Origin of the sequence: Flavobacterium sp. (assembly GCF_046317795.1) — a bacterium.
Classification (GTDB): Bacteria; Bacteroidota; Bacteroidia; order Flavobacteriales; family Flavobacteriaceae; genus Flavobacterium.
The window spans coordinates 1-19,094 of the sequence record NZ_JBKCVI010000165.1; the positions used below are offsets into that span (position 1 = coordinate 1).

Consider the following 19,094-nt stretch of genomic DNA (forward strand, 5'->3'; position numbering starts at 1 on the left):
ACGACAAGAGAGCAATATTTTTGAAGGCGTATCATTAGGCACACACGTAATCCATGTTTGGGATACCGAAGGAGGCGATTACAGCTGTGAGGAACTCGTTATAGAAGACGTTCAAATCATCGATTACCCATATTATTTCACACCCAATGGCGACGGTTATAATGATACATGGAATATTAAAGGTTTAGGTGGACAACCTAACGCCAAGATATACATCTTTGACCGCTATGGCAAACTAATCAAACAACTCAGTTCCACAGGACAAGGTTGGGATGGAACGTACAACGGACAACAATTGCCATCAGATGATTATTGGTTTACTGTGGATTATCTCGAACAAAACGTAGCCAAACAATTTAAAGCCCATTTTGCAATGAAGAGATAAGAGAACAACAAGACAGAAAAACCCATCCACCAAGTGTAGATGGGTTTTTTATTGGAGCAAACAGTAAGCAGAGAGAGACTTCATACGTATCTTAAAACAATAATATACGATATACATACGGTATATATACGACATATATACGGTATATATAATAAGAATGCAGTATATTTACATCTATTAAAAGTAAAGAAAGATGGCAACACAAAAAGGAATTATATCACTTACAGGAACACTTGGAGACATTAATTTTTATTATAGAAAGGGTAAAGCTGTAGCTCGAAAAGCGGGTGGTGGTTTTAATGGAAAAGCGATAAAGACAAAGCCAAGTATGTTTCGTGTTAGGGAAAATAACTCGGAGTTTGGGCATTGTTCTAGTGTGAAGAAAGAATTTAGAATAGCTCTTTTTCCTTTTTTGAAATATTATAAAGAAACTACTTTGCACGGTAGGATGATGCAACTGTTTCAAAGGATTAAGGATTGTGATAGTAGCTCTGTGAGAGGTTCTCGAGAAGTGGGTAAAGGTATTGTTACGTCTAAAGGGTTACAATTGTTTAAGGAATTTAAGTTTACACCTAAATGTGATGTTGCTGTTGTGGTGCCTATGAATGCTAGTTATGATGCTGTAACTTGTGTATATAGTGTGATGGATTTTGATATTTCTAAGGTTTGTTTTCCTAAAAATGCAACGCATGTGGAGTTGCAATTGGGGGTTTTGGGAGTGGATTTTGACTTGAAAATTTACAAGATGTTTATAGGAAGAACTGTGGTGTTTGAAAAGAATGTGGTTGTAACTGATTTTTCTTTATTTCCTGAAGTTTTGCCTGATGTTGGGTTGCAGCGATTTGCTTTTGTTGGTGTAACTTTTTATCAAGAAATTAATGGGGTGAAGTATGTATTGAAAGAGGATGGGAATGTGGGGGTTACTTTAGTTTCCTAAGGTTATTATTAGTTTGTATTTTTTTTGCCACGGACATGTCTGCCGACAGGCAGGTTACACAAATTAACACAAATCATATTCGTTTTTTTCCATGATTTTGGGATTGTAAGGATTTATTTAGTTCCGTTAGGAACGGTATATGGCTAGTATATTTATAGCAGTTTTTTTAAGTGCCGTAGGTACGGTATAGTTATGGTAGTGGTTAAAGCTAGAAAAGAAGAATAGGCAAAATTCTTATTTAAAAAACATTCTCTGTAAAAGTTAAGATTGGCAAGTAATCTACTTTATTCAATTCATATTCGGATTTGTATTCATTTATCCAGTTTTTTATTTTCATGTTATTTTCAATACAAATATCTTCAGTGAAGGTATCTTTCAGTTTAATTTCAAAATAATATGCTGTTTTCGATTTTTCTTTTCCTTTTATTTTAGACTTGTGTTTGTGTTTGATAGATTCTATTTCTCCATAATAAGAAGTTAGATAAAAAGGTTTGGCTCTACCGCCTGAATAAATGACTAATTTCTTTGCGTTATATAAATCGTACGGAAAGTCAAGAAAATTATTTTGTTTGTCGGTAGCATGAAAATAGAACGTGTCAAGCTGTGTTAATTTCTTTAAATCGATGCTTCTCATATATCCTAAGACTAAACGTTCTTTGGGTTTTGGTTCTTCTGTTAAATAAAGTTCTAACTGCTTTTTAGTTTCAAAACCATTTATTTTTTTACGATACGACTCAGCTATAGTTACATTTTCAATTTCCAGTTTTCGGTTTTTACTGATTTCTAGAAATTCTGCTTCCATATCGATACCTAAATAACGTCTGTTAGCAAGATTGGCAGCAATACCTGTGGTGGAACTTCCTGCAAAAGGGTCTAATATCCATGCATTAGGTTTTGTAGAAGCTAAGATGATGCGTGTTAAAACCGATAAAGGTTTTTGAGTTGGGTGTTTGCCACACGTTTTTTCCCATTTAGCAATGGCTGGAAGTTTCCAAACATCTTTCATCTGTTTGTCGCCGTTAAGTTGTTTCATCAACTCATAATTATAGTAGTGTGGTACTTTCTCTTTTTTGCGCGCCCAAATTATTAACTCGGCGGAATGGGTAAAGAACCGACACGAGAAATTGGGCGGTGGATTGTTCTTTTCCCAAGTGATTACGTTGAGAATTTTAAAATCCAACTCTTGCAACAATTGCCCAATCGAAAAAATATTATGATAGGTTCCACTTATCCAAATGGTACCATTGTCTTTTAGTTTCTCTCTAACCAATTTTAACCAAGTACGATTAAAATCATTGATATAATCAAATCCTTCTGATTTGTCCCAAGCGCTTTTTTTGGCAGGGATGAAATTTAACTATATCACACTTATTGTGTGTTGTATAGTATTATTTTTATTAATTTCTTTGAAGAAATAAATAAGTCAATAATGGATACAACTTTTGAACGCTCAAAAAACACTACCATAGAATGGCTAACTCCACCTGAATTAGTAATAAAATTAGGTAAATTTGATTTAGACCCATGTAGTCCAATTAATGCACCCTTTGTACATGCGACAACTAACTTTACCACACTTGATGATGGTCTTGCTAAGGAATGGTTTGGGAGGGTTTATTTAAATCCGCCTTATGGCAGAGGTATGGAATTGTGGTTGGAGAAATTAAAGTTTCACGGCAATGGTATTGCTTTGATTTTTGCAAGAACGGAAACCAAATGTTTTTTTGAGCATATTTGGAATGATGCTGATGCTATTCTGTTTGTTAAAGGGAGAATAAAGTTTTATCATGTTTCTGGGGTACAAGGTGGAACTCCGGGCGCACCAAGTGTATTTATAGCTTACGGGAAGGAGAATGCCAATGTGCTAAAAGATTGTGGTATTGATGGGAGATTTTTGGCATTGAAATAATTATTTAGAAATTATAATATTTGGTAACAAATAAATTCCGCGACATTAAATTCACTATCTAAAATCCATGCGTTTTCAATCAATAATTTTTTCAACGCTTCGTTTTCGTTTGTAACTTCTTCAACAATACCTATTACTTGCATATTTTCAATTTCATCTCCGTTGGGTGAGGTTGTATTGCCTTCTGGTGTTATAAATATGTATTTTTTCATTTTTATCTTTTTTTTAATTTACAACAAAAAATTATACTGTTGTTGTTCGATAATGCTTTCATATTGCCTACTTAATGTTTCATAATCCATAAATGAAACTCTATTTTCTTTATTTAAATCAGTGAATGAGGAATATTTTATTTTTTTTAAATATTCATCTTTTCTTTTATTATCAGCGACTATAACCATTCGAGAATGAAAATCTTGAAGGTCGTTAAACTTTAATAATGAGTTTTGGATATCTGTAGAATGTTCAACTTCAAAAAAAGAATGAGGCATTTCTCTATCATTAAACCAAATGACATCTATGGTTGAGCTTCTTTGTACCAATTTAGAATATGAAAATTGAGGAATTTCATTTAAAGTTCTAATATCTGCTAACTTTTCATTTAGAAATAACTTGTTTTTATCTTGATTTGGTATGAATGTTTTTAATCCTTTTAAATTCCCAACAGTTATAAGAAGTCCCTGAAAATAAGAATGATTAAAATCAATAACTTCTTTGGAATTTTTATTCATTTCTGTTTCTTGAATAATTCCTTTACTTTCATTTTCGGATTTAAACTTTGTTAACCCATATAATCCTGGTTTAATTTTATAGATGTTTTTATCTAATTGCACAATTCTTCTTATACTTGCAAAAGGTGTCTTTGTTTTCCATATACAATCGGATATTTTAAATACATCTTGGTTTAATTGGCCAAGTGTAGCAACACCTCCAAGTTTTTCTAGTGTTAAAATAACGGCTTCGTGCTGTTTCATTTATGCTACTCTTTTATAATATTAGATGAATTTATTTTTCTAGATTTTTTCTGTAAGAGGTATCAACTTTTCTGGTTTTGCTGCAATGACTTCATAGGTATTGGTCAAATCGGCATTAATATCGTTAATAACTGCTTTTTCAACATTTGGAAAGTTTTCCAATATCCAAAACAAAACAGCACCACTCCCAACAAATGGCTCCACATAGGTAAACTTTTGAGATGTAAAATCTTTAGGTAAAGCGTTTTTAATATCGTTAATCAGTTGGCTTTTTCCACCAGCCCATTTTAAAAATGGTTTTGCTTGCATACTATTTTTAATTCTTTTGCTAATATAACAATAGTTGTTATAAAAGTATAGGAGTAGCAATAAATTAATTAACAGTCTTCTCTAGTTTGATGAGATACCCGCCTTCGCGGGAATGACAAAAGGAGTGTTACCGCCTGCGCGGGAATGATAAAAGGATTGTTCTCGCCTGCGCGGGAATGACAAAGCGATAGATTATGGTCTTTCGTTTTTTTTGTGACTAATTTGATGAGATGCCTCTCTCGTCCAAAAGACGAGACGGCATGACAAATTAAGGGATATCATTTTTACTTCCTCTACATGACTTTCTTAGTATAAACAGTAAACAGTAACTTACTTTTGGTTATACACTTTCAGCGCTTCTTTCAAGATGTCTACTGAGCGAATTAAATCCTCTTTTTTCAAAACATAAGCAATGCGCACTTCATCCAACCCAACATTAGGTGTGGAATAAAAACCGGCAGCGGGTGCTACCATAACCGTTTCTCCATTATTATCATACGTTTCTAATAGCCATTGGGCAAAATCATCCGCATTTTTTACAGGCAATTGGGCTATGCAATAAAAAGCGCCTTTTGGGGTAGCCACTTTTACGCCTTCAATTTTTTGTAATTCAGCAACTAGGGTATCTCTACGTTCTTTATACTCGGCAATAACATCATTAAAATAGCTTTGAGGTGTTTCCAATGCTGCTTCACTGGCAATTTGAGCATACGTTGGCGGACTTAATCTCGCTTGTGCAAATTTCATAGCGGTTGCCATTACATCTTTGTTTTTTGAAACAATACAACCGATTCGAGCACCACACATGCTGTATCTTTTGGAAACAGAGTCAATCATGATAGCATGTTCTTCTAATCCGGGAACATTCATTACAGAGTAATGTTTGTCATTTTCATCATAAATAAATTCTCTGTACACTTCATCAGCAATGAGAAACAAATCGTGTTTCTTAACTAGTGCTGCTAGTTGCATGATTTCATCGTGAGAGTATAAATATCCGGTTGGATTACCAGGATTACATATCAAGATTGCCTTTGTTTTTGGCGTAATCAATTTTTCAAAAGCGGCAATAGGTGGCAAGGTAAATCCTTCATCAATGGTTGAAATGACAGGAACCACTTTTACTCCTGAAGCTGTTGAAAATCCATTGTAATTGGCATAAAAAGGTTCGGGAATGATAATTTCATCACCCACATCCATAGTGCTTCCCATAGCAAAAAGCAGCGCTTCAGACCCACCAGTCGTGATAATGATATCGGCTACCTCTATTGGCAAACCATGTGCTTTGTAATAAGCAGATAGTTTTGTTCTGTAGCTTTCAAACCCTGCGGAGTGACTGTATTCTAACACTTTGATATCTGCATTTTTTACAGCATCAAGTGCCACTTGTGGGGTTTTTATATCGGGTTGACCAATATTTAAATGATAGACTTTATGACCTTTCTTTTTGGCAATTTCGGAATAAGGAACCAATTTTCTAATGGGTGATTCAGGCATTTGCTGACCTTTCAATGATATCTTTGGCATGGTGTAATTATTAGTGGTGCAAATTTGCGACTTTTTTAGTTTGAAAACAATCTCTTTTTTATTTTAACAATTGTTAAAAAATAGTTTAAGATTATTCTTTTTTATTAAATTTATAAAAAATCGCCACCTATGAGATTTGTATTTGCGCTATACTTATGTTTCTTTACCTATTTGACTAGTTATAGCCAATCCAATTTTCAATTAGCAAACAACAAGAAGAGGATTGTTATTCCGTTTAAACTGATTAATAATCTCATTTTTATACCCATTAAAGTAAATGGAGAGACGCTTACTTTTCTTTTGGATACTGGTGTTGAACAAACTATTCTTTTTAGTTTAGATGATAAACAACAGGTAAGTTTATTTCATCTTCAAAAAATTAATTTGAAAGGTTTGGGAAGTAATGATGCAGTTGAAGCTTATAAATCGTCAGAAAACAAAATGGAAGTCAACGGTTATGTTGATGACGAACATGAAATTTATTTGATTCTAGATCAAGAATTTAATTTCTCTTCTCAAGTTGGAATTCCGGTTAATGGCATTATTGGGTATCATTTTTTTAAGAGTCATCCCACCGAAATTGACTATGAAAGAAAAAAGATAATTGTGTATTCCGCCGACAATAAAAAGCTCTCCAAAAAACTGATGCGCAACTTTAAAAAAGACTCTATTGCTATTGAAGAAAACAAACCCTACTATGTTTCCAATGTAACTACAACAACTTTAAGTTATCCTTCAAAAATGTTACTCGATACAGGAAATAGCGATGCTTTATGGTTGTTTTTAAACAAGCCAACTCAATTGCAATTGCCTCCAAAAACCATTCAAGACTTCTTAGGAAGAGGTTTTAGTGGTAATGTTTATGGGCAAAGAGCAAGAATTCCAAGTTTTACTTTTGGGAGTACAACTTTTGAAAACGGAATTGGAACTTTTCCCGATTCGACTTCCATCAAAAGTCTCAATTTTGTAAAAGACCGTGCGGGTTCTATTGGAGGAGAAATACTTTCGAGATTTCAAATTGTTTTTGATTATCCCAATGGGAAATTGTATTCAAAACCCAATTCAAAATGTAACGAGCCATTCAACTACAACATGAGTGGTATTGAAGTACAACACGACGGACTAGAATGGGTGAAGGAAACCTATGAAGATAATCAAAGCAAAGGCCAGACATTTTACAACGGGTATACCTCAGATATCCGTGTTCAAGACAATCTAAAAATAAAATTTGAGCTTAAACCTGTTTTTAGAATTTACAATGTAAGGGCAGATTCGCCAGCCGCGCAAGCTGGATTAAGTGCAAAGGACAAAATCATTGCCATTAACAAACAAAAAGCGCACACACTTTCTATCGAAAAAATTAATGAAATCCTCAAATCGGAAGAAGGAAAAACAATTGAAATAGTAATAGAAAGAAGTTCGAAAGTCTATACTTTTAAATTCCAATTGAAAAAGATACTATAAAAAAAGTCCTCATGTTTTTTGGAACGAGAGGACTTTCATTTATTGCATCATCGGACTGTTAGTTTTTTTCTCCAAAAGATTTTCTACAGGTTTTGCAATGACTTCTCCTTTAATTTTCAAAACCACACGACCTTCTTCGGCATTGACAGCATTCGTCTCAACAGTAATCGTTTTTCTGATTGGTCCTGGATTCATATTGTACTTTACCTCAATTTTTCCCGTTTTACCGGGAGCAATTGGCTCTGTTGGTTTTGATGGAACCGTACAACCACAGGTCGATTGCACATTGCTGATAATCAAAGGTTCATCACCCGTGTTGGTGAACTCAAAAGAACGCACACCATTGTCATCCTCTTTATTCACCTTTCCATAATCAATAGTATTGTCTTTATCCTTAAACTCAATTTTCGGTCCAACTTGGGCGAAAACCGCAGCATTTATAAGGATTGCCGTAATGAGTAAAACTTTTTTCATATATGTAAATTGTATTTGTTAGAGGTCATATACTTGTCTGCCGACAGGCAGGTGGTATCGCCTTTTTTTTATAGGTGTTTGTTTGCAACAAACAAGTTGTTAGTGGCGATTTCATAGGTCAAATTCTTTATTTGGTTGAGTAAAAATACTCCCTTTAAATTAAAACACAAAAAAATACTTCTTAATTTTTTCTAAAGTCTTTATTAATTACTTTTGCACTTAAGTTTACAAAAGTAATGCCAATAGAAAATTCAATTGCAAAATCAATAGCAAAAGCAAATTAAATAGCAATAGCAATTACAATTTCAAAAATCAATTGCAATAGTAATAACAATTTCAAAAATCAATTGCAATAGCAATAACAATATCAAAAATCAATTGCAATAGCAATAACAATTTCAAAAATCAATTGCAATAACAATAACAATTTCAAAAATCTAAATATCTAATATCAAATATCTAAAATCTAAAATCTAATATCAAATATCAAATATCAAATATCAAATATCAAATATCTAACATCAAATATCTAACATCAAATATCAAATATCAAATATCAAATATCTAAAATCTTATATCTAACATTATATGATTCCCGCCCAATTCAATGCCTCCGAAGTAGAGAAAAAATGGTACGATTACTGGATGGAAAACAACTATTTTCATTCCAAACCCGACCATAGAACGTCTTATACCATTACCATTCCACCACCTAATGTGACCGGTGTGCTTCACATGGGACATATGCTGAATAACACCATTCAGGATGTGTTAATTCGACGAGCACGTTTAAAAGGTTTCAATGCCTGTTGGGTTCCAGGCACCGATCACGCTTCTATTGCAACAGAGGCAAAGGTAGTAGCTAAGTTGAAAAGCGAAGGTATCAACAAAAACGATTTGACTCGAGAGGAATTCCTAAAACATGCTTGGGATTGGACCAACAAATATGGTGGAACAATTTTGGAACAATTAAAACAATTGGGCTGTTCTTGTGATTGGGAGAGAACCAAGTTCACGATGGATGCTGACATGTCTGCCTCAGTAATTCATTCTTTTGTGGATTTGTATAATAAAGGGCAAATTTATCGTGGGTATCGCATGGTCAATTGGGATCCTGAAGCCAAGACAACATTGTCGGATGAGGAAGTTATTTATGAAGAGCGGCAAGGAAAATTATTTTATGTAAAATATAGAATTAAAGACTCCAACGAGTTTGTTACAGTAGCAACTACTAGACCTGAAACTATTTTTGGTGATACGGCTTTGTGTTTTCATCCAAATGACGAACGCTATCAGCACCTGAAAGGAAAAATAGCCATAGTCCCCATTTGCAACCGAGAAGTTCCTATTGTTTTTGATGAATATATTGATATAGAATTTGGAACTGGAAGTCTAAAAGTAACCCCTGCGCACGATATTAACGACAAAGCATTAGGCGAAAAACACCAGCTTGAAATCATCGATATCTTTAATGATGATGCTACACTGAATAGTTTTGGATTGCACTATCAAGGCAAAGACCGCTTTGTGGTAAGAGAAGAAATCGCGAAAGAGCTAGACGATATTAATGCGCTTGAAAAAATAGAAAATCATATCAACAAAGTAGGCACCTCCGAAAGAACCAAAGCGGTTATCGAACCACGTTTGTCTGACCAATGGTTCTTGCGTATGGAAGATTTGGTAAAACCTGCCATCAAAGCGGTATTGGAAACCAAAGAAATCAAGCTTTATCCGTCCCGTTTTGACAATACCTACCGTCATTGGTTGGAAAACATCCGCGACTGGAATATTTCACGCCAATTGTGGTGGGGACAACAAATTCCGGCTTACTATTATGGAGAAAGCAAAGAAGATTTCGTAGTCGCCGAAAACATCGAAACAGCGCTCGAGCTTGCAAGGATAAAAACTCAAAACCCGCAACTCGAAACCCGCAACCTGAAACAAGACGAAGACGCACTCGACACTTGGTTCTCTTCCTGGTTATGGCCAATAGCCGTTTTTGGTGGTATCACTGATCCTGAAAACGAAGATTTTAAATACTATTATCCAACGAATGATTTGGTTACTGGACCCGATATTTTATTCTTTTGGGTAGCACGTATGATTATTGCAGGTTATGAATACACGGGTCAAAAACCGTTTAGCAATGTGTATCTAACTGGATTGGTTCGCGACAAGCAACGTCGTAAAATGTCAAAACAATTGGGGAATTCTCCTGACCCTCTTGACTTAATAACTAAATTTGGTGCTGATGGTGTTCGTGTTGGATTACTTTTGAGTGCTTCAGCAGGAAACGACATCATGTTCGATGAAGAATTGTGTAACAACGGAAAAGCATTTGCCAATAAAATCTGGAACGCCTTTAGATTAATCAAAGGATGGGAAGTGGCTGATATTCCTCAACCCGAAAGTGCTAAAGTCGCTATAGCATGGTATGAAGCTAAATTGCAACAAACCTTAGTAGAGATAGAAGACCATTTCGAAAAATACCGATTATCAGATGCATTGATGAGTATTTATAAATTGGTTTGGGATGATTTCTGTTCGTGGTTCTTGGAAATAATAAAACCCGGATACCAACAACCGATTGACCGTGCGACTTTTGATAAAGCGATAGAAATGCTTGAAGCCAACTTGAAACTGTTGCATCCATTCATGCCATTCTTAACCGAAGAAATTTGGCAACATATTGCCGAGAGAACTCCAGAACAAGCTTTAATCATTGCTGAATATCCAAAAGTAACTTCTTTTAACGCCAAATTAATTGCTGATTTCGATTTTGCTACCGAAGTTATTGCTGGTGTGAGAACCGTCCGTAAAGACAAAAACATTCCGATGAAAGAGCCGATAGATTTGAAAGTGGTGAATAACGAAAAAGTAAGTTCCTATTTTGATTGTGTAATTATGAAACTGGGCAACATCACTTCTTTAGAATACATCACTGATAAGATTGATGGTGCATTAACCTATAGAGTAAACGCCAACGAATATTTTATTCCGGTTTCTGGCAACATTGATATTCCTGCCGAGATTGCTAAGCTTACCGAAGAGTTGGTATACACTCAAGGTTTTCTGAAAAGCGTGCAAAGCAAACTTGCCAATGAGAAATTTGTAGCTGGTGCACCACCACAAGTGATAGCAAACGAACGTAAAAAAGAAGCCGATTCTCTAGCATTGATTGCTACTATAGAGCAGAGTTTGGCTAGTTTGCAATAATGAGAAACTCTTGATACTAGTATAAAAGGCACTTCAATTGAAATGCCTTTTTTTATTCTTTAATAATTTTGGTAGACAACACTTTTTTTTGGTTTAATAATTGACTGTCAATGTTTTCGAGGAACGCGAAGGTGGTTTTCTAATCATAAATAAGTCTAAGTTAGCAATGAACCGCCACTTTTGATAAAAAAGAGTTTCCTGAATATTTGTTTATTGTTTCTTTATAAATTCATTTACCCTCTTTACTGGTTTCTATAATCTGAATATCTTTTGGGGTCAATAGTTTTCTATTTCAATATTAAAACGAATACTGATACATCCACATAAACGTCACCCCTTGATTATCGTTTAGCCCTAAGTATTGAGTAGACTTATGGGTTAGCTCAATTCCGGTTGATACCGTTTTATTAACCTCCCAAATAACATTACCAAAATAGGTGCTGTTTTTCCAAACGCCAGCTCCCATTAAATCTTGCTTATTACATTCATCTTGTCCATATCCGAACCGGCTTTGTAGATTTTTTTGCCAGAAATAGGTGGCCTCTGTCCAAAATCCCTTACTACGGATTTCATTGTCGTTATCACCTTTAGTAGTTTGCAGTATAGTTCCCAGATAGTTGCCAAGGGCTTGACCGGCATATACTTCTCCCTGAATCCCGAATCGCTTTCCTAAACGAAGAGCATACTCACCGCATATTCCATTTACCTGAGGTTTATTTATACGGGTATTTACTATAACTCCCCCGAGGGTTTCATTTTTAAATACTCTATAACTACCTGTTATACCCGAAATAGCTAATTCAAATGCGTTGAAGGGTACCCAGGCATTATCATCTTTTTTGGTTTCATACTTAACAGCCCACTCTAAATTAGGAACGCCATTGTTTTCGGAATTGTTTCGGAGGTCTTTAGAAAAGTAAGTTGAAACTGGCTGAGAAGCGGCGAGTGTAATAGAGAGTTTACTGTTTTTTCCCGTTTCAATAAATCGGGTGGCCCGAAGCTGTCCTCTTGAGCTATTGCCTACACACCCCGAAGAGGCGAGGGCAAAATACCCATCAATCATATTAGGTATTCGCTCGGAAAAAACATCTACCTGTTGGCCCACTGCAAACCTCCACTGATCATTCTTCATATCCACATACATCATAGCGGGTAACAAGCCATAAGCAGGATCTGACAAATCGCGAATAACATAAAAAACCATTTTTGTACCCAACTTAAATGAACCCATTTGAGGTCCGTCGGCAGCCAGATAAATGGTACTAGCACGGGCATTGAGATCAAAGGTTCCTTCTACCCCTGTAGCATCTTTTGGTAAAAGCAAATAAGCTGTTCCAGTGCTTGGAGCTGGTCTACGATTAGTAAGCAGCATCGTTGTTTTTAAGTTTGCCCCAAAATAAACATTTACCGAACTATTTGCTAAGCTGAAAATGGGCTTAGGAGTTTGTGAAAATCCGTGTTTGAACCAAGCGACCAAGAAGAAGTAAATAATTATATTTTTTTTCATAACAATGTTAGCATGTATGATTGATTTTTTTAATTTTCAAAAATATAATCAAAACTTTTATTGAGCACTTTGTACTAATCTAGCTACTATTTTTTGTTGGCTTTTACTTAATGGCTTTTGTTGGCCGGTTTCGTGGTGATGATCGCTCATGCTAACCGGGGTATAAGCCCTAGGGGAACTTAGCTTAAAAATAGACTTTCCTTCTTTGATGGTTTGAACCACATTAATATCTGTAATTTTTGCAGGAGTTACTTTGAGGGGATTATTATCTAGAATAACAAAATCAGCCAATTTACCGGCTTGAAGGGTTCCTTTGCTTTTTTCTTCCTTAATTTGATAAGCAGCGGCTGAGGTAACTGCTTGCAGTGCCTGATAGGGAGAAATTCGCTGATCGGCACCTAACACTTTTCCGGAACTTGTTATTCTATTCACGGCTACAGATATCAGGGGCATTATCATAGGTGGAGTAATTGGCGCATCATGAGAAAGCGTGAAAGGAACGCCGGCTTTTAGCATAGACTGTGCTGCCATCCCATTGGAGGCACGTTTTGTTCCCCAAATTATTTCTATCTCATCTCCCTGTCCATATAAGCCAAAAGATAAGAAAGACGGGATTGCACCCACTGCTTTCATTCGGGCAATTTGATCGGGCCTTGCATAACCACAATGAACAAAAACCGGCCTATGATCGCTCATGCCATGTTTTTTAATGGCAGCTTCAATAGCCCTCAACGCCTGCTCAATTGCCTCATCACCCATCACATGCATATTGATTTGCATATTGGTTTTCCAATACTTGTCAAAAAACGAAAAAATTAGTGAATCCGGAATCTGTCCATATCCTTTAAAGCCGGGCTCTCTTCCGGGCGGAGGAGTGGCATATGCTTCAGACATCCAGGCCATAACCGGATTTCCATCTAACCATAATTTTATTCCCCCCAATCTTACTCGATTTATATATCGCTTATCTAAGTCAACACGCTTGCTAAGTAATTTGGTTGCATTTTTAGTTGACTTAGGTGAATAGGATTCGCTAACTCCATACGCAGCATTAACGACATCATCCGTTGCAGATTCTTTAGAAAAAACCACCAAATCTATAGGCAATATTTTCTTTTCTATGGCATTTTCAACAATAGAAATATCGTCTGCCCCTAAACCCAATCCGCATTCCATAGCGGTGGTTTGTCCATTACTAACCCAAAACTCACTCGCTCCTTTAATTACTTTATCAGCAGCTTCTCCTGTAAATGCGGGACGTTGGTTTCTTACATCAATAAGGGCAGTTTCTTCCATGGGACCTAAGGGCTTTTTACTGCCTTTTTCTCTAATGTATTCTCCACCGGCAGGATCAACTGTTTTTTCGTCTATATGTAAAAGTTTCATCAGCGCATGGTTCATAGAACCGCCATGCCCCGAAGCATGAACAATAAGTACGGGTCTATCCATGGAGATTTGATCTAATTCATCCGCAGTTGGATGTCGAAGCTCTTTCATTTTTAGCGGAGCATACCCCATACCCACAATCCATCCATCTCCAGGAACCTGAGCAATATGCGATTGCATGCGCTTAATAATTTCCGGAATATCTTTCACACCAGTTAAGGATTGATCCATTAGGTTTTTCCCGTAATAAACCATATGCCCATGGGCATCAATAAAACCAGGGAGCAATGTTTTGCCTTGCAGGTCGTTCATAACCGTATTATCACCCTTCATTTTTTCTGCTTCCGATTTGCTACCTACAAAAACAATCTTGCCCTCTTTGACGGCAACAGCTTCGGCATACTTTGCCTCATTGCCTTCCATGGTAATGATATCTCCGCCAAAATAAATAGCATCTGCGGGATTGGTAACTTCTTGTTTTTTGCAGCTAACTAAAACTAGTAAAAAGCATGCGATAATTGATTTTTTCATTTTATGACTTTTTAGTTGTTATTGTTTTTTATAAATTGATTTACCTTCTTTAATGGTCTCCACCACTTTTACATCCTTAATTTCTATGGGTGCTACTTTCAAAGGATTTTTATCCAATATTACAATGTCGGCCAGTTTTCCCACCTTCAAACTGCCTTTAGTATTTTCTTCGAAATACTGATAAGCACCGTTGATGGTTAGTGCCTTCAACCCACGATAAGCATCAATTCGTTGCGCTCCGCCCACTACAACCCCATTACGGGAAATTCGGTTTACCGAAGTCCACAATAAAAACAATTGATCCATTGGGGTTACACTGGCATCGGTATGGTTGGTTGCAATGATATCCATATCCATTGCCGATTTCATAGGGCTAAGAAAACTCGCTCTTTCCATTCCCAAATTGGCAATATGCACATCGCCCCAATAGAAAGTATGGTTGGTAAAAAAGCTTGGCAACATTTTATATTTCTTATAACTATCGAGTTGGTCGGGTCGCATAATTTGGGAGTGGATAATCACAGTGCGTCGATCTGCAGTACTGTCATTCAGTTTTCGCATGGCATACTCATGACCTTTTATCATCATATCAATAGAGGCATCGCCATTGCAATGTGAATACAGTTGCACTTTATTGGAGTAGCAACCCAGCATCAGTTCATTTATTTGTTCTTGTGTCAGATTTGGAAAGCCCTTACAGTCGTGACTACATCCCGGTACAGGCGTTAAATAGGATTTTGTAAGAAAGGCGGTTTTCCCTTGTGGTGAGCCATCAGTAGCAATTTTCAGCCCACAATATTTCAAATAATTATTATAAACACCCCATTTAATTTTTCCCGTTCCCAATAACTCTTTCGCCATTTGAAAAGATGGGGCTGCTTCCAAATCGATAAACAGCAGTTTGGCAGCAGCAGCTTTTGCTAGTAAAGGCATTTTTTCTGGTGTTACTAAATGTTCTGCCGCAGTAGTGACCCCACAACTGGCATAATATTCCTGAGCCGCTTTTATTTTTTTAAATTCCTGTTCATCTGATAATACCGTTTTGGTTAAGGGCATAAAAGACACCATGGCCATTTCCTGTACCAGGCCTTCCAAATCGTTGCTTCCTTTTTTGCGAATAAATGTACCACCAGAAGGATCTTTTGTTGCTGCTGAAACACCCGCCAGTTTAAAAGCCAATGAGTTGGCTACCAGCATATGGCCCGATGTATGAATTAATACCACGGGATTTGTTGGAAAAGCAGCATCCAATTCGGCTGCAGTGGGATGTCTTTTTTCACTTAAAAAATCCTGATCATATCCCCAGCCAATTAATAAGCTGGTATCACTGAATTTTTGTTTTGTTTTCAATGCTTTTAGGGCAGCAACAATGTCGGGTATGGAAGCTACAGTCCCGACCGGTGCAGGACTGAGGTTGGCCTGCATCGTACCATCGGCAATCGTCAATAAGTGGCTATGGCAGTCAATAAAACCCGGTAATAATGTTTTGCCTTGCAGGTCGTTCATAACCGTATTATCGCCCTTCATTTTTTCTGCTTCCGATTTGCTTCCTACAAAAACAATCTTACCCTTTTTTATGGCAACAGCTTCGGCATACTGTGCCTCATTGCCTTCCATGGTAATGATATCCCCGCCAAAATAAATAGCATCTGCGGGATTGGTAACTTCTTGTTTTTTGCAACTAACTATTCCTAAAAAGGAAATAAAAATTACGAAGAGATTGATTTGTTTCATGATTGTTTTGTTTTTTTATAATTTACTTTCAAAACCCATATGTGGCAATATCGTTTATTCATGATTTTGAATATGGTTTATAGTCAACGTATTGCGACTTTTAAATGCTACTTTTTCGATTACTGAAAAACGAAATTAAGATTTTTTTTTTTTTTTTTGCAATAAATGATTTATGTTTTTTTTTCAATAAACAAAAAATCCTACTTATCTTTAAGCAGGATTTTTAATCTTCATGAATAGTCAATAGTAGCTATTAAAACTTGAACCCAAAACTGAAATAAATTGAATTAAGCTGTTCAACTTTTCGTTCTACACCGTCTTTTTTCATTTTACTTATGTCGCCCTGACCTTCAAATCCAATTCCGATACTTGTTTTATCCGAAATTAAAAATTTTACCCCGGTATTAAAAACTATACCAAAATTCCAACCTAAGTTTTTTGTAGTAGTACTTCCGGTAATGGTTTGAAGTTCTGATTTTAGCAATGTGCTAGCATAAAATCCAGCACCAACATTTAAAAATATTTTTGAATTTGATTGATCCATGTTAAACATAACATAATCGCCTCCTATTTTTAGTGGAATCTGCAAGTAGGAATTTTGTAGACTTGCCGTAGCTCCATTTTGATTAAGGTTAGTATTTAGTTCCATAAAACTAACCCCAGAGGATAACCCCCAATTTTTACCCAATTTGTAGGATAATAACAAATCGCCAGCATTAGAATTGGCATTTAAAGGCACAAAACCAGATTGATTTATTTTAGCCCATCCCAGTTTTCCGGTGGCTACGAACTCTAATTTACTTTCTTTTGCTTCTTTTGTGTTTTGAGCTAAGGATACAACAGTAATTAAAAGTAACGATGTGGTAAGCAATAATTTTTTCATAAGAAATTTGTTGATTTTTAAAATTAAAATAGTAATAGACGTATAATTCATACAAAATAAATAAAAAAATCCCATTGAAACAAATGATTGGGATTTGATAAAAACGTATCTTGACTTTGGTAGTTATTACAACCTTTATTTGTTTACTTTGTTAAGATATGAGACTTCACAGAGCAGGGTTTAAGGTAAATTATTTTATAAAATTGGGTTGTTGATGTTATGAGATTTCTCCTTCGTCGTAATGACAATAAAAGGGATAAATTTCTACGGAATGACAACAAGCGGGTTACTTTACCGCAAATTCGCAAATTTTTTTTTGATTTTTTTTCAACGGGTTGAAAACTGGACATGCCCCAAAAAGTTAGACTCTATTTGGGGCTTTTTTTATTGCAACAGATTTATGATTTATCGAATTAGTGGGCGGAATTTAATACTGGTATCCCTTCAATTAATTCATTAATGCTGAAATGATAATTGACTAAAACTCCTTTGTGAATACCGTCAGCGACATCTCCAAAGCCAGTAGCTCTTTTAAATTTTCTAGAATTTGTAACGTCATTTAGTCTTATTTTTTCTAATTCTATGATGTTTTGATGAAAATATAAATCGGTGTTTTCAGTGTTGATGCATTTTCTATTTTTTAAACACCAAAGAATGAATGTTGGTGTTTTTTCGTTTTGATGGACTTTAAAATAGCGTTCTAAATCGCTAAGATTGAGTGCTAAAGTTTCGGATGGTTGTAGATTGCTGTTGGGTAAAAACTTTTCTACGGACATAAAAGTTCTGGATTGAACTTTTATTTCGATGTAGGCGATAGGTTTGTTTACACTTGTTTTTGATATGATTTCGATATCGGGATAACCTTCTCTTTTGGTTTTGAAGGCGAATAGACTTGGGTATGCATAGTTTATTTCACGGATTATTTTGTCTTCAATGGCTTCTGAAAAACTTACATCTTTTTCGAAATCATAGATACCTTTTGAAATTCCGTCACAGCGAGTGGGACAAGAAGAACATTCATAAATATTGGGTGCTAATTTTTTGTAAATCATGTTTGTATTGAACTTGAAATAAATTCTTTTATCTTTTCGATTACCTTTGTTTCACCTAATATCTTTCGATGTCCCCATCCTTCGGTGATTAGTAGTTCGCTATTTGGTGAGTGCTTTTGAATGTTATAAGCAGCTATTACAGGAACATCATCATCGTTTTTGTCGTGTATGATTAGAATTGGAATTTTTACTTCTTTTGCAGCGGTATGACTAGAATAGTTTTCCATAGATTCTCCATATTTTTTTTCAAAATGGTTTTTTAGCATAATAGCAATCTTAGGTTTTAGTTGGAGTTTATTTATGAAGTCTTCAATAATATCTTGAATAATATCACCACTTCCTATAATGACTGCTTTTTTTATGTTTAGTTTTTGTTTTACTGCATTTAAAATTGACATGCCACCAAGTGAATGGCCAATGGCAAATTCGAAAGGCCCAAATTGTTTTTCAAGCTCAAGAATGGAAGCGATGAATTCAGGCATTAAACTTGTGCTTCCTTTTGATTTGCCATGGGCTGGTGCATCAAAACTTACTATTTTAAACCCCATTTCCAATAATTCATCGGCTATTTTTACTAATTGTGTGCCGCGACCAGACCAACCATGAACTAATAGTATTTTCTTTTCGGCTTTGCCATACTGATATACTTGAATTTCTTTTTTTATACTTGGTATCCAAATTTTTTCTTTATCGCTTTTGGCATCCATTGTCAATTCTCGCTTGGGAATTTTATGTTTTATTGGAGTCGTGAATAATTTTGCAGCAAAAATAGTTGCTAATTTTGGAGAAATTGCCTCTAATAATTT

General features: G+C 35.6%; 15 protein-coding genes and 2 pseudogenes. 5 read left to right on the top strand and 12 right to left on the bottom strand.

The genetic code is table 11. From position 1 onward, the window contains the following. A partial coding sequence (locus tag ACK5ON_RS09850) for a T9SS type B sorting domain-containing protein (protein WP_409822060.1) occupies positions 1 to 385 on the top strand: 385 nt, incomplete at its 5' end. Positions 386 to 578: 193 nt separating this feature from the next. Next, the gene (locus ACK5ON_RS09855) at positions 579 to 1,322 is read left to right on the top strand and encodes a hypothetical protein (RefSeq protein ID WP_409822062.1); all 744 of its coding nucleotides are present in this window, start codon (positions 579 to 581) and stop codon (positions 1,320 to 1,322) included. Positions 1,323 to 2,037: 715 nt separating this feature from the next. Here the strand turns inward: ACK5ON_RS09855 and ACK5ON_RS09860 are convergent. Continuing rightward, a pseudogene (locus ACK5ON_RS09860) lies at positions 2,038 to 2,658 on the bottom strand (DNA-methyltransferase); the annotation flags it as partial. A 93-nt stretch (positions 2,659 to 2,751) separates the two neighbouring features. Between ACK5ON_RS09860 and ACK5ON_RS09865 the strand changes: the two are divergent. Beyond that, positions 2,752 to 3,231 (top strand): DNA N-6-adenine-methyltransferase, encoded by a 480-nt coding sequence (locus ACK5ON_RS09865; RefSeq protein ID WP_409822064.1) that lies wholly within the window; start codon positions 2,752 to 2,754, stop codon positions 3,229 to 3,231. Between the two features lie 11 nt (positions 3,232 to 3,242). On the opposite strand, the gene ACK5ON_RS09870 is transcribed toward ACK5ON_RS09865, so the two are convergent. The 4 genes and pseudogenes from ACK5ON_RS09870 to ACK5ON_RS09885 all read right to left on the bottom strand — a co-directional run bounded on the left by ACK5ON_RS09870 (position 3,243) and on the right by ACK5ON_RS09885 (position 6,041). Continuing rightward, positions 3,243 to 3,443, bottom strand: a complete 201-nt coding sequence (locus ACK5ON_RS09870; RefSeq protein WP_409822066.1) for a hypothetical protein — start codon at positions 3,441 to 3,443, stop codon at positions 3,243 to 3,245. Between the two features lie 18 nt (positions 3,444 to 3,461). Beyond that, positions 3,462 to 4,205, bottom strand: a complete 744-nt coding sequence (locus ACK5ON_RS09875; protein ID WP_409822068.1) for a hypothetical protein — start codon at positions 4,203 to 4,205, stop codon at positions 3,462 to 3,464. Positions 4,206 to 4,247: 42 nt separating this feature from the next. Further along, positions 4,248 to 4,514 (bottom strand): annotated as a pseudogene (locus ACK5ON_RS09880) (DNA adenine methylase); the annotation flags it as partial. Between the two features lie 330 nt (positions 4,515 to 4,844). Next, entirely contained in the window at positions 4,845 to 6,041 is a 1,197-nt protein-coding gene (locus tag ACK5ON_RS09885; RefSeq protein ID WP_409822070.1) for a pyridoxal phosphate-dependent aminotransferase, read from the bottom strand. A 129-nt stretch (positions 6,042 to 6,170) separates the two neighbouring features. On the opposite strand from ACK5ON_RS09885, the gene ACK5ON_RS09890 reads away from it, so the two are divergent. Further along, the gene (locus tag ACK5ON_RS09890; protein ID WP_409822072.1) at positions 6,171 to 7,505 is read left to right on the top strand and encodes an aspartyl protease family protein; all 1,335 of its coding nucleotides are present in this window, start codon (positions 6,171 to 6,173) and stop codon (positions 7,503 to 7,505) included. Positions 7,506 to 7,544: 39 nt separating this feature from the next. Here the strand turns inward: ACK5ON_RS09890 and ACK5ON_RS09895 are convergent, their stop codons facing one another. Next, positions 7,545 to 7,979 (bottom strand): DUF1573 domain-containing protein, encoded by a 435-nt coding sequence (locus ACK5ON_RS09895; RefSeq protein ID WP_409822074.1) that lies wholly within the window; start codon positions 7,977 to 7,979, stop codon positions 7,545 to 7,547. 588 nt (positions 7,980 to 8,567) lie between these two features. Here ACK5ON_RS09895 and ACK5ON_RS09900 point away from each other — a divergent pair. Next, positions 8,568 to 11,195 (top strand): valine--tRNA ligase, encoded by a 2,628-nt coding sequence (locus ACK5ON_RS09900; RefSeq protein WP_409822076.1) that lies wholly within the window; start codon positions 8,568 to 8,570, stop codon positions 11,193 to 11,195. 298 nt (positions 11,196 to 11,493) lie between these two features. Here ACK5ON_RS09900 and ACK5ON_RS09905 read toward each other — a convergent pair whose 3' ends face one another. The 6 genes from ACK5ON_RS09905 to ACK5ON_RS09930 all read right to left on the bottom strand — a co-directional run. After that, entirely contained in the window at positions 11,494 to 12,702 is a 1,209-nt protein-coding gene (locus ACK5ON_RS09905; RefSeq protein WP_409822077.1) for a hypothetical protein, read from the bottom strand. A 57-nt stretch (positions 12,703 to 12,759) separates the two neighbouring features. Beyond that, positions 12,760 to 14,619: an amidohydrolase gene (locus tag ACK5ON_RS09910; RefSeq protein WP_409822079.1), complete on the bottom strand. Its 1,860-nt coding sequence runs from the start codon at positions 14,617 to 14,619 to the stop codon at positions 12,760 to 12,762. 18 nt (positions 14,620 to 14,637) lie between these two features. Continuing rightward, complete coding sequence (locus tag ACK5ON_RS09915; RefSeq protein WP_409822081.1) at positions 14,638 to 16,353, bottom strand: amidohydrolase; 1,716 nt, start codon at positions 16,351 to 16,353, stop codon at positions 14,638 to 14,640. A 253-nt stretch (positions 16,354 to 16,606) separates the two neighbouring features. After that, a complete protein-coding gene (locus ACK5ON_RS09920) occupies positions 16,607 to 17,236 on the bottom strand; it encodes an outer membrane beta-barrel protein (RefSeq protein WP_409822083.1) in 630 nt (209 codons plus the stop codon). Between the two features lie 413 nt (positions 17,237 to 17,649). Continuing rightward, entirely contained in the window at positions 17,650 to 18,288 is a 639-nt protein-coding gene (locus tag ACK5ON_RS09925) for a hypothetical protein (RefSeq protein ID WP_409822085.1), read from the bottom strand. Beyond that, a partial coding sequence (locus ACK5ON_RS09930; protein WP_409822087.1) for an alpha/beta fold hydrolase occupies positions 18,285 to 19,094 on the bottom strand: 810 nt, incomplete at its 5' end. The genes ACK5ON_RS09925 and ACK5ON_RS09930, both read right to left, overlap by 4 nt.